8 protein-coding genes and 2 pseudogenes are annotated in these 11,136 nt (G+C 67.7%); 6 read left to right on the top strand and 4 right to left on the bottom strand.

Annotated elements, in window-relative coordinates; genetic code table 11:
* Window positions 1-809 precede the first annotated feature (809 nt).
* Both ACGFW5_RS33000 and ACGFW5_RS32995 read left to right on the top strand, forming a co-directional pair.
* The gene (locus ACGFW5_RS33000) at window positions 810-1,094 is read left to right on the top strand and encodes a hypothetical protein (protein ID WP_393838009.1); all 285 of its coding nucleotides are present in this window, start codon (window positions 810-812) and stop codon (window positions 1,092-1,094) included.
* Between the two features lie 12 nt (window positions 1,095-1,106).
* Complete coding sequence (locus ACGFW5_RS32995) at window positions 1,107-1,838, top strand: helix-turn-helix domain-containing protein (protein ID WP_393838008.1); 732 nt, start codon at window positions 1,107-1,109, stop codon at window positions 1,836-1,838.
* Between the two features lie 574 nt (window positions 1,839-2,412).
* Here ACGFW5_RS32995 and ACGFW5_RS32990 read toward each other — a convergent pair.
* The 3 genes and pseudogenes from ACGFW5_RS32990 to ACGFW5_RS32980 form a co-directional block, all read right to left on the bottom strand.
* Window positions 2,413-2,724: pseudogene (locus ACGFW5_RS32990) on the bottom strand (transposase); the annotation flags it as partial.
* Window positions 2,725-2,824: 100 nt separating this feature from the next.
* Window positions 2,825-3,037, bottom strand: a complete 213-nt coding sequence (locus ACGFW5_RS32985; RefSeq protein WP_393838039.1) for a hypothetical protein — start codon at window positions 3,035-3,037, stop codon at window positions 2,825-2,827.
* Between the two features lie 47 nt (window positions 3,038-3,084).
* Window positions 3,085-3,207: pseudogene (locus ACGFW5_RS32980) on the bottom strand (transposase); the annotation flags it as partial.
* Between the two features lie 182 nt (window positions 3,208-3,389).
* On the opposite strand from ACGFW5_RS32980, the gene ACGFW5_RS32975 reads away from it, so the two are divergent.
* A complete protein-coding gene (locus ACGFW5_RS32975; protein ID WP_393838007.1) occupies window positions 3,390-3,605 on the top strand; it encodes a hypothetical protein in 216 nt (71 codons plus the stop codon).
* Window positions 3,606-3,833: 228 nt separating this feature from the next.
* Here the strand turns inward: ACGFW5_RS32975 and ACGFW5_RS32970 are convergent, their stop codons facing one another.
* Complete coding sequence (locus ACGFW5_RS32970; protein ID WP_393838006.1) at window positions 3,834-4,508, bottom strand: hypothetical protein; 675 nt, start codon at window positions 4,506-4,508, stop codon at window positions 3,834-3,836.
* Window positions 4,509-5,297: 789 nt separating this feature from the next.
* Between ACGFW5_RS32970 and ACGFW5_RS32965 the strand changes: the two genes are divergently transcribed.
* The 3 genes from ACGFW5_RS32965 to ACGFW5_RS32955 all read left to right on the top strand — a co-directional run bounded on the left by ACGFW5_RS32965 (window position 5,298) and on the right by ACGFW5_RS32955 (window position 10,420).
* Complete coding sequence (locus ACGFW5_RS32965; RefSeq protein WP_393838005.1) at window positions 5,298-6,263, top strand: hypothetical protein; 966 nt, start codon at window positions 5,298-5,300, stop codon at window positions 6,261-6,263.
* Window positions 6,264-6,581: 318 nt separating this feature from the next.
* On the top strand, window positions 6,582-9,800 hold the full coding sequence (locus ACGFW5_RS32960) for a type II toxin-antitoxin system prevent-host-death family antitoxin (RefSeq protein WP_393838004.1): 3,219 nt from the start codon (window positions 6,582-6,584) through the stop codon (window positions 9,798-9,800).
* Window positions 9,800-10,420, top strand: coding sequence for a hypothetical protein (locus tag ACGFW5_RS32955; RefSeq protein WP_393838003.1), 621 nt, complete (start codon window positions 9,800-9,802; stop codon window positions 10,418-10,420). Before ACGFW5_RS32960 ends, ACGFW5_RS32955 begins: the two co-directional genes overlap by 1 nt.
* Window positions 10,421-11,136 lie beyond the last annotated feature (716 nt).

Genomic DNA, 11,136 nt, shown 5'->3' with positions numbered 1-11,136 from the left:
TGCATTCCTGCCGCGCCCGCTGACCTGGATGCTCTGTCGTCGAAGTCGCACCGTGCTTTGACAGTTCCTGACCTACTCGCCTCTGAACCGGGGAGCCGAGCCGGGCCGATGCTGTGGGTGAAGCCGGTGTCCAAAGGGTGCTGGCCTTCGCCAGGACCGTTGCCGCTTTGTGTTGACTGCCTGTGCCGCGCACGCGGTGGCAGGCGAGATGCGAGGAAGATCCAGGAAGGCCGAGCTGCCGATAGCCGCGACCGGAGCTCTGAGCCCGTTGTATGCAGAAGGCCGGCCCCGCACTGGCGGGGCCGGCCGTTCCGTGCAGGTCATGCGCCAACATAGATCTGCCGGTGCCCTGGTCAGCTGCGGTTTGGAGCCAGTAGCAATCAGGGACGCGAGGCCCCATTCCACTGGGAGGAGCGCTCGCACGAGGAGCATCGCAAGGGATGGGGCGTACGCGCAAACACAGATGGGATGTCAGTGAGCATCGGCCATCGCAACCGAGGGAAATCTCTCCGACTCTACTCGATCGCACATCTGTGACCTGCATGTTTCCTGCAACTTTATTGCCTACCGCAGAGGTTGGTGACAGTGATGTTCTCCCGCGTCCCCCCGGGGATGCGAATGGACCGAAACACCGGGACCTTCACCCGCCGGGCATAGGAAGGCCGTTCGACCTGAGATGCTGGTCTGCAGCAAGGAGGGGAACCAAGCCCAGGCGCCGCCAACCGCCTTTGGTTTCCGCTGAATTGGAGCCAGTAGCAAGCCGTCCGGCGGACACATCACCCGCCGGACGGCCACGGAAGGGAACTACCATGGCGAACAACCCCCGCATACCCGATGTCGTACCACCCTCACCGCAGCAGCCCCAGCAGACTTGGGCGCCGGCCTGGCATCTCGGCGGCGCCGAGGCGGCCGTCATCATCGCCCTCGTCGTCACCGCAGCCGCCTTGGTCAGCGCCGGCATGCCGATGCTGGCAGTTCTCCAACTGCTGCTGGGTGCAGGGCTCATCTCCGCGGTCATCATCACGGCGCTGCATATCCGCTCCTCCCAGCGCCTGCGCATGGTGATCCGGACCGTCTTCGGCGCGATCCAGTAGGGGGGAGGAGCCATGGTCCGGAAAGAAAGGCCCCTCGAGCGCAGCCCGAGATACAACGCCCTGCTCGGGCTCTTCCTGCGCCAACGTCGCGCCAACAGCGGACGCTCCTACAACGAACTGGCCGGACGGTGCGCCTACAGCCGACAGACCCTGCAGCGAGCCGCAGCGGGCGGGCCGTCCGTACCTCCGTGGCCCGTCGTCGAGGCGTTCATCCTCGCCACCGCTGGTGACCAACCAGAACCCTGGGAGACGATGGACACCCAGAGGGCTCTGGAGAACGCCAAGTCACAGTGGCGCAAGGCCCGCTACGAGCACCGGCAAAAGATCCTTCCCCCGCGTTCCGAACCCCCCGTCCTAGCCCTGGTCCGGGACGAAGCCGATGTGTCGGCAGTGCTCATAGAGCTGTACGAGCTGGCCGGAGCGCCATCGATGCAGACCATGGAGAAGCAGGCCGGCGGCATGGGGCGTCTTCCTCACAGCACAGCCCACCGCATCATCACCAGGCAGGCACTGCCCAGTTCCTTTGAGCAGTTCAACGCCTTCCTTACCGCTTGTGAAGTAAGGCCCGCCAAGCGCGAGCCGTGGCACAAGATGTGGATCCGGGTCTTCGGGCAAGCCACAGCCGAGACAACCCCCACTCCGCCTTTTGACCTGAGGCCCGGCGAGTCCACTTCGTTTATCTTCCAGCCTCGAGGCCGCGGCTACTTCAACACAGAGCTGAGGTCGGGAACCGGAGACAGGTAGCACCCTCTGTTGCCAGCTCCGGGCACGGAGACCACCTCGAAACCGTCCTGCGCTCCCTCACCCGGACCCGGTCCGCGATGTACGCGGCATCGGCCACCTGTACCCCCTGTGAGCGGATACCTGCGGCGGGACGGTTGTCCACTGATGCCGAGAGATCTTGACCGTACCCGGGTCAGTGGGGGTGCGGTCCGAAGAAAAGCTCTGCAAGACGTCGCCGCTTGTCAGGGTTAGCGAGAGCGTCACCGGTGCTGTAGAAGGTGATCTTGCCGTCATCGCTGATGAGCTGCGGTGCATAGTACGGAAGGCCAGGGTGCTCCTTCATCACGGGGCAGGTCGATGAGTGAGGCAAGTGGTGACCGCCGAGGCCGCCGCATGCCGCGCAGCGGCCGGTGCGGTCTCGATGTCGCCCGTCTTCGGGCAATGGCGTTGTCCACCCTTCACCCTTCACCCTTACAGCTAGGGCAAATATTCTCTTTCGCATGGCAGTTGCAGGCTGCGGTGGCGTCGGCGACTGCAGACTTCATGGGGCCACGGTAGTTGCGTCAGCTTGGCCGCTAGGAGTTGTCGTCAAATGTCACGCCCGCATCAGGAGGGATGCGAGGGTGACGGCTGCCTGGTAGGACTCGGCGGTCTTGTCGTAGCGGGTGGCGATGCCGCGCCACTGCTTGAGACGGTTGAAGCACCGTTCCACCACGTTGCGACGCTTGTAGAGCTGCTGGTCGAAGGCCGGCGGGCGCCCGCCCCTGCTGCCGCGCCGGGTCCGGTTGCGGACCTGGTCGGTCCGCTCGGGGATGGTGTGCGGGATGCCTCGGTGTTGCAGCCAGGTCCGTATCGCCTTCGAGCTGTAGCCCATGTCGCCCAGCACATGGGCGGGACGTACCGGGGACGCCCGACACCGATCCGGGGCACCCGGATCGCCTCCATCACGGTGGTGAACTGCGTGCAGTCGTTGGTGTTCCCGCCCGTGACCACGAAAATCTTGCTGGTCAGGCCGCCCCGCGAACGTCCGAGCGCCGGGCTGCGGAGCCCCCTTTTCGAGCCCCTGCCGCGTGCTGGTGGGCGCGCACGACGGTGGAGTCGACCGACACCAGCCAGTCGAGGTCACCGGACGCGTCCGCCCGGGCCTGCGCGGCCCGGAGCATCCGCTCGAACGTGCCGTCCCTGGCCCACCGGCGGAAACGGGTGTGCAGCGTGGCCACGACCCGTACCGCTCGGGCACATCCCGCCAGGCCACCCCGGTACGGAACTTCCACACGATCCCGTTGAGCACCTTTCGGTCGTCCAGCCGCTCCCGACCCCGCAGGGACGCGGGCAGCAACGGCCGGACAACCTCCCACTCCGCATCGGACAGTTCATGACGACGTATCACCCGACCATGATCCACCACGCAAGATCATCATTTGACGACAGGCCCTAGGACGGGTCCCGAGATCCTGCCCCAGCCAGTACGGTGCACTCGCCGTCGTCGAGCTGAGGTCCGATCCACTGATCGTGTGGGCGATGGAAATGCACGCCGTGAACCTCGTCGACGGGCCAGACAACTCTTGAGACATGGAACCCGGCCTGCGAACCCTGCTGGAAGACCTCCCCAGTTGCGGCAACAACGGGTGGAGCAGCGGGTTCGGCGCCGCCAACGCCGCGCATCTGCTGCGGGAACTGATCGCCGACGGCGTAGACCGGGACATCATCCTCTCGTTCATGGTGGCCCGAGGACACGATGAGAAGTCCGTCGAATGCCTCGCCGCGATTATCAAGAAGATCCTGTGACCTGCCGCGGCAGAACCTGTCGCAATGTGCCCCATTGATTGCGGTCTGGCACCAGCCCCAGGTCCAACCTCTTAGCGGTCGTTCACCATGAAGACCCTCCATCCCGGCCTCCTGGTGCTTACCACCGGCCGGCCGTTGCCGCCCCGTCCACCTCCGTGGCGGCAACGGCTTACGCAGCCCCTCTCGCGCTCGGTTGGGCGGTCGGCGAGGCCCGCCGGCGGCCCCCGCCTACTCGTCAGAGTGCTCCAGCGGAATCGGGGCATCGAAGACATCGACGACGCACTCCGAGGTTCCGCTGCCCTCGAAGTCGACGTCGTAGCGGCTGTGCAGCAGCGTATGGATCCTCACCCACCGCCCCTGATCCGCTGCTTCCTCCGCCACCTGGAGTGCACCGCGAACAGGACCGACACCGCTGGCCCGCTGCTTACTCGTCCACGTCCGCGCGAGCTTCGCCCCTGCGGGGACAGCCCACGTTCGCGGCTCGGCGCTCGCCGGCACGGAAACCTCGTCACTGAGCAGCTGGATGACCCACCCCACGCCGCCATGGCGCTTCCGCTCGTTCGACATGCGGATGCCGAGCCCGATCGCGTACGCACCCTCGAGGTACTCCTCAATCTCATCGTCGATCCCGCCGAAGTAGACAGCCTCACGAACGACCTCAACCGGCCCGTACTCCGTGTAAGCCCCGACCACCGGCGGACACTTGTCTTTGAGGAATTGCTCCGCGGCCAAGCGCACAGGCTTGGGGACCCGATCCAGCACCTTCCCGAGGGCGCTCTCGTCGCGGTCGTACAGGAAGCCGTTGAGCGCGCTGACCAGTTCCCCGGTCAGGTGGAGATCGCCGGTTCCCAGCGTGGTCACCGCCTCCAGCTCGTCCCCAGGCCTCCTCACAAGGGCGAACACCCTGCTTCGCCCGGGACTCGTATGCGCGATGAACGAATGAACCATTTTTCTGTCTCACATCACATTTCAGAAGCGATCCCCGGCACGCGAACACGCGCCTGGGCCGCAGAAGAATGAGGGAACCCTGCCAACCGAGGTGTCGCACGGGCTACAGGCTCGTCCGCATGATCAGAGGTGAGTCGCTGTCAGACCCGGCACTTCAGCCCGGGATCCGCATGGCTACCGACAGACTACCCACGCGGCTCCAGGGGTGGCAACGAGGCACCCGCCGCCTCCCGGGTTTCGCTGCCACCAGGCCCGATCACGGAGATGCGTTTCGATCACCGAACACCTGCGGGGCCCGTACCGGCGCCTTCCGCCCGGCACGGCGACGGTCTCCCCGGCCGGTTCAGCCAACCCCGGACGCCTCCGGGGGAGAGCCGGCGCGCGCCCACACGCTTCCGGCCGCTGCTCGCCCGTTGAGACGCAGCCCGCTTCTCTTGGCCTTGCCGCGCAGGAACCGCAGGAATACGGCAGGAGGCGAATGGAAGCACGCCTCGTACCAACTCCCGCTCGCCCGGGACCAGCCAGTCCTACACGGGCAGCGCCAGCCGGCCGACCAGCTGAGGAGACGTTATTCCAACTCTCTGCGTCATGTAGCACAACACCCCAGGTGACGCTCGTCTTCATGTGCAGGCCGTGACTTGGCAAAGCTGCCGTGTCTGCCCTGCAGGACCGAGACGATGAGCTTGATGCGCGTGGCTGTCCTACGGCCGGTTCGCGCCTGGAGAAAGGAACGATGCGTTGTCCTTGACGTCCCAGATCGACTCGCCTGACAGTCCGTTCACTCGATTCACCGCGTTACACCTGCCGCGCCCGCGTACGGCGATGGACACATACCGGGCTGCAGCCCGTGCCGCGCAGCGGCCCGTGTCCTTGCCATTGCCACCCCCTGGGGTACGGCCGGCATGGGGCACGCTCGGCGCGGCGATCGACCACCGACTGCGCTATGCCTTCACTTGCCGGCAGGTGATCGACGGTGCGGTCCGCGAAGGTGTTGCGAGCGCGGCCGCCCGGTGCATGAGTTTGCGGCGCGCCGACGTTGCCGACGCGATTCTGGCAACCGGCCGTGACCTGGAGAATGAACTGCGTTTCCTGCTTGAGCAGGAGCGGCCTGACGGCCGGGGGCGGCCGATACTGCTGGCCGCCGCGGCTGAGGAGCGGCTGGCCCGTCTGTGCGTGGCGATGGTGTGGTTCGAGGAGGTCTACCGCTCCGGCGCCCTGTACCCGGGGTCAGCTATTGCGTGCCTGGCCGCCGAGCTGACGTTGCCCGCATTGCTCGCCCAGGTCCCCGACTACGTCATAGACGACCTCACGGCGCAGGTACGGCTCGCGCAGAACGCTCTCAGTGAGTTGCGAGCCGGCACCGAGGCCGAGGAGTGCTACTCGGGGCCCATCTTCGCCGGCTCACGCGCGGTGGGCGGCGCGGACGCGGACCTGATCGCCGGCCGACTACTGCTGGACTTCAAAGCGCTGAAGGATCCAGCCCGTCTCCCGCCTGCGGCGGCATATCAGTTGGCCGGATACGCGTTGCTGGACTTCGAGGATCTCTACCGTCTGGAGCGGGTCGGCTTCTACCTCACCCGCAGCGGGCAGCTCATCACCTGGGGACTGGGGGAGTTCACGGGCTTGCTGGGTGCACAGATTCCGGTGCCCGAACTGCGGTCTGAGCTGTCCGGCCGCCTCGCTGGCGAAGATCCGGACGCCGAGGCGTAATCGGGCGCTGGCGCTGTTTCCAGGATGCAACCGCGCGCGGGATGAGGGCCCCGCGCGGCCGCACCGCGAACAGGCCACCGTCAGGGCGCACCCCGCCCCGGACAGCACCACCTCCCCGCCCGTGCCCGACATGCTTCCCGCCGTCCGGCTGACTTTGTACCGCGCCAACCCGACGCCTACCCCATCCACTCCCGCGCGTTACATAAAGTCGTCCCCTAGTTATGTACCGGAGGGGTAGACTTACTCTCAGGCGTTACACCTTGCTGCGGTACGTGACCGACCGCTGCCCAACCACCTCTTCTGCTGCTGGAGTTGTCCGTGTCCTCCTCGCGTTCCTCGTCCGCAGCCAAGACCGGTGCGGCCCAAGGCCTCGTTCTGCCCCCTGCCGAGAACCCGGTCTGGACCGGTGTGCCCCTCGCACTGCGCCAGAACCTGTCCGGACACGCCCACCGCCTGGTGAATCCGCCGCGCGGCGGACTGGCGGAGAAGTCCGGCCGCCCACTACGCCTGGCGCTGAGTGCCGCCGCCAAGATGCGTCCCACCGGCGCGCACTGGCACGTGCTGCTCACCGCCCCCCGCTCTGCGTTCGGCGGCCCCATCAGCGACCGCGCCGAGCGGGCGTACGAGGTGCTGCAGCAGGTGGCCGACGAGTACCTGGGCCCCACCCTGGCCGCCGCTTCCACGGCCACAGCCGAGCCGGACGTCCCTGCCGCCGTGCCATCAGTCACCATCCCGGGCACGACTGCTGCCGGGTCCGCTCTGGTTTCAGATAGCGGCACGTCCCCTGGCAGCGCTGCGGAGACACCCGCCCCGACCGAGCCCGTCACGTCGGCGCCCGGCGGGATGGGCGCCGACGATTCCAACCAACCTGCGACTACCACGTCCGCCCCGATCCCGTCGGCGCCTGTCCCGCCTGTGCCCGCCGCTGCCCCAGCCACACTCCATCAGGCCCGCGCCAAACTGCCCGAGTTGATCCGCGCCGCCACCAACGGCACCCCCACCCCCCTGACGGCCCGAGACACCGACCACGCTCTCCTGACCACCCCCCATGCCGCCACCGCACGCGGCTGGGACCTCACCCACGCCCCCGTCCACGGGATCGCCGAGGCCCGCAAGAAACTCGGCGACCTCATCCACGAAGCCGCCCACGGCCACCCCCAGATCCTGCGCCGTCACACCACCCCCGTCGCCGTGCTGCTCCCCGCCACCACGCCAGCCCCGGTCGCCGCGCCCACGCTCGTACCGGAGCCGGCAGGTTCCACCACCGCCCCCGCCGCTCCCGGTACTGCGCCAGCCACGGTGGCGCAGCCTGCGTACCCGGGCCCCGCCGCCCTGCCTGCTGGCCCCGCCCCGGCGGCCACTGCGGCGAGCGAGCCGGTCCCGGCCGTGCAGCTTGCGCACCCGGGCGCTACAACCCCGCCTGCCGGGACCGCCCCCACCACCGGCATCGACGAGACCGCGGTCGCTGCCAACAGCCCCGTCGCGCCGCACGTGTCACGTCGTCTTGCCCCTCTCCACAAGGCCTTCGATGCTCTCCTGACTCCCACTACCCTGCCCGCCGACGCCCCCGCTGCCGTGTGTGGCCTACCGACCGGCATTCCCAGCCTCGACCACGCCCTCGGCGGCCTCCAGCCCGGCCGCTTCTACCTCGTCGCCGCCGCCCCCGGCACCGGCGGCAGCCTCCTCACCACCACCGCAGCCCGCACCACCGCCCTCGACCACCACCAGCCCGTCCTCTACGCCGCCTCCGGCCTCACCCGCGCCACCGTCGCCGCCCGGATCGTCGCCGCCCACCTCGCCGTCGACTACCGCCGCCTGCGCGCCGGCCAGCTCACCGACACCGAACAGGCCGACGTCGCCGCCCTCCACCACGACCTGGCCGCCGCTCCCCTCTACATCGACGACGGCACCGACCTCACTGCAGCCGCCATCGCCGAGACCATCGCCGACCTCACCGGCACTGCCCTCCTCGTCGTCGACCGCCTCCAGGCCGCCGACGACCCCCACCTACCCCTGTCCGGCCCCCGCCTGACCGACGCCGCCCAGACCCTCGCCCACCTCGCCCGCACCCACCACCTCCCGGTCCTCGCCGCCCTCGACACCGACCACCCCGACCTGATCAACACCCTCGGCCTCGACACCGTCCTGCACCTCACCCCCGACCCCGACCACCCCCACCACCGCGTCCAACTCGCCATCACCGAACGCGACCTCGGCCTCCAGACCACCCTCACCCTCCACGCCGACCGAGCCCACGCCCGCCTCACCGACCCCACCGACTTCGACCCCTACGCCCACAACCCCGAACCCCTCGAGCAGACCGACCCCGAGCCCACCCCCCAGGCCCCCGCCGCGCCCGGAGCCTCCGCCTGGCCGCCCGTAGCAGTCCCCGGCCGCTCCACACCCCCCGCAACCAGCGAGCCGACCAGCACCCCGCACACACCCGCGCCAGAACCCACTCCAGCCCCCGCGACCACCACCAGCGACCCCGCGCCGCACCACACCCAGCCGCCACGCACCACCGCCAGCAGCGGCACCTACGCCGGCCGCGACTACTCCCACTACACCGGCCAGATCACCCGCGCGGTCGACCAGGCCCTCCAGGAGCACGGCGGCGACGTCGAAGCCGCCACCGCTGCCCTGGTGAAAAAGGCCGTGCCCGACGCCATGGCCCTATTCAAAGAAACCCGCGTCGGCTCGAATTACGACCACACCGTCTATCCGGAACTCCTTGAAATTCTCCGCAAAAAAACCAAGGACGGCTCAGACGAAATCTGGGAAGGACGCCACAACTGGACCAACACCCACCTCACCGACCAACTCAACACCGGCGCCCTGGACCCCGTCACCGTCGACGCCCTCGACACCAACGCCTCCTATCTGGCCGCCTTCAAGACCCATCTGCCCATCGGCGCCCTCAGGCACGACCCCCACGGCGGCTTCGACCCCAAACTCTCCGGCGTCCACCTCCTCACCCAGCGCTCCACCTGGCACCACCCCCACCTCCCCGACCCCATCGGCAACCGCCGCGAGACGGGCCCCGTCGTCCTCACCGACGCCACCATCCGCCTCCTCATCCGCTGCGCCCGCTACGACCTGTGCGACCAGCCGGTGATCGCCGAGAGCTGGACCAGCGGCGCCAGCGAAGGCCTGCTGGAGAAATTCCGCCGCGTCCTCACCGAAGCCCGCCACACCGCCCTTAAACGCGAAGCCGCCGGATACGCCGACGGAACCGTGACGGTCGAATACGTCAAGGCTATGTACTCGAAATTCACCTCCACCCTCGGCGAATCAAACGCCAACCTCGAAATCCGCCGACCCGAGTGGATGCACATCATCCGCTCCCAAGCATTCGCCAACCTCTGGTACAAAGCCCACCGCGCCCACAGAGAAAGCCTCACCGTCGTCCGCGTCCGCGGCACGGACGAACTCCACGTCACCGGCGGAGACTGGCGTACCGTATTCACCGAAGGCCGCAGCCCCGCCGAAATGAAACTCAAGAACCAGTACACCCTGCCGAGGAAGACCACCGCCTGATGTCCACCGACGGATGGAAGAACTTCGGAAAATACGGCGCCAACCGCGACCCCGGAAACATCCACGGCAAATACGCCCTCGGCCGCGCCCTCGAAGACACCCTGGAACGCATGATCATCCATGGCGGCATCAGGTCCCCCGCCAGCACCCGCCGCGGCCTCATGGCCCGCATGAACTACCTCACCACCACCGGCGGCGGCGCCCAGGCCATGGCCGAAGCCGGCATCACCGCCACCCGCCCCACCATCCGCGCTTGGACCAGAGGCACCCGACACCCCCGCCCCGAGAACCAGGAAGCGATCGACACCGCCTACTGGAACCTGCGCGCCACCAACATCCTCAACAACCCCGGCGCCCTGAAACAGCACCTCAACCGCGGCGGCCACGGCACCGAACTGGAGATCCACCCCGTCAACCAGGACGTCGTCGAGGCACCGCGGCGCCGCAGCAACCTGCGCGTACGCCGCTTCCAAGTCCGTTACATCTGGGATGACGCGGTCGACGCCTTCGTCGCCGGCGACGTCGCCGGGCTCGAAGAGATCTGGGACGACATCATCGGCGAGCTCGACTCCGACTGGGGCGCCTACACCTACGTCTCCCACATCGGCCTCGGCGCCTGACCGGCCGGCCCGGCCGGCCCGGCCGGCCCGGCCGCCTCCAATTGGCCGGCCCGCAAATCCCTTCCCCACCCCCGGCGCCCTCCTCACGCTCTGCCTCGCACTGCAGAAAGACCTCACCACCGGAAAGCGCGAAAGACAGACCTAGCAATTCTCCACGTTCCGGGATGAGAATTCAGGCGGCAGAGAAGGCCGGTACATAACATATCCCCCCGGCAACAGCGTGAGAATGTAACGCCATTCGCAAACCCAGGTACATAATCAACGCCCACCCCCAATAGCCCGTTGTTCCAATTGCTAGAATTACCAAGAGGTCTAGATCTCTTGGAGAGAGGGACTGTAACGAAAAGTCACCGTTACAAAACTTGCGCGGTACGCAACGACGTGACATAATCAGGTACACAAGACGCCGACACCGGGAGCCCGACACGATGTGCAAGTGCGGATCAGACACCTACACGGGCCACGTGGAGCGCACCGGCCAGGGCTACCCGGCTCACGTCTACATGGGCCACTACTGGGCCCCCAGGGATGACCGATAGGGCGAGCTCGCAGTACGCGGCTGGCACCGCAGACGCTGACTCAGCGCTCCCGAAAGATGTAACGGCGCCCCGGAGCGCCACCCCCTCCACCTAGCCAGCGCTCTTGAGTCGCGGAGCGACGTTACAACTGTCCGTCGCGTAGTGACGGCGCGTCATGTCTCCGGAGGAGACGGCGCG

This window comes from Streptomyces sp. NPDC048416 (assembly GCF_043200435.1).
In the GTDB taxonomy this organism is placed as follows: domain Bacteria; phylum Actinomycetota; class Actinomycetes; order Streptomycetales; family Streptomycetaceae; genus Streptomyces.
Note: the sequence above shows the minus strand (reverse complement) of the source record. Positions and strands in the feature narration are given on the sequence as shown.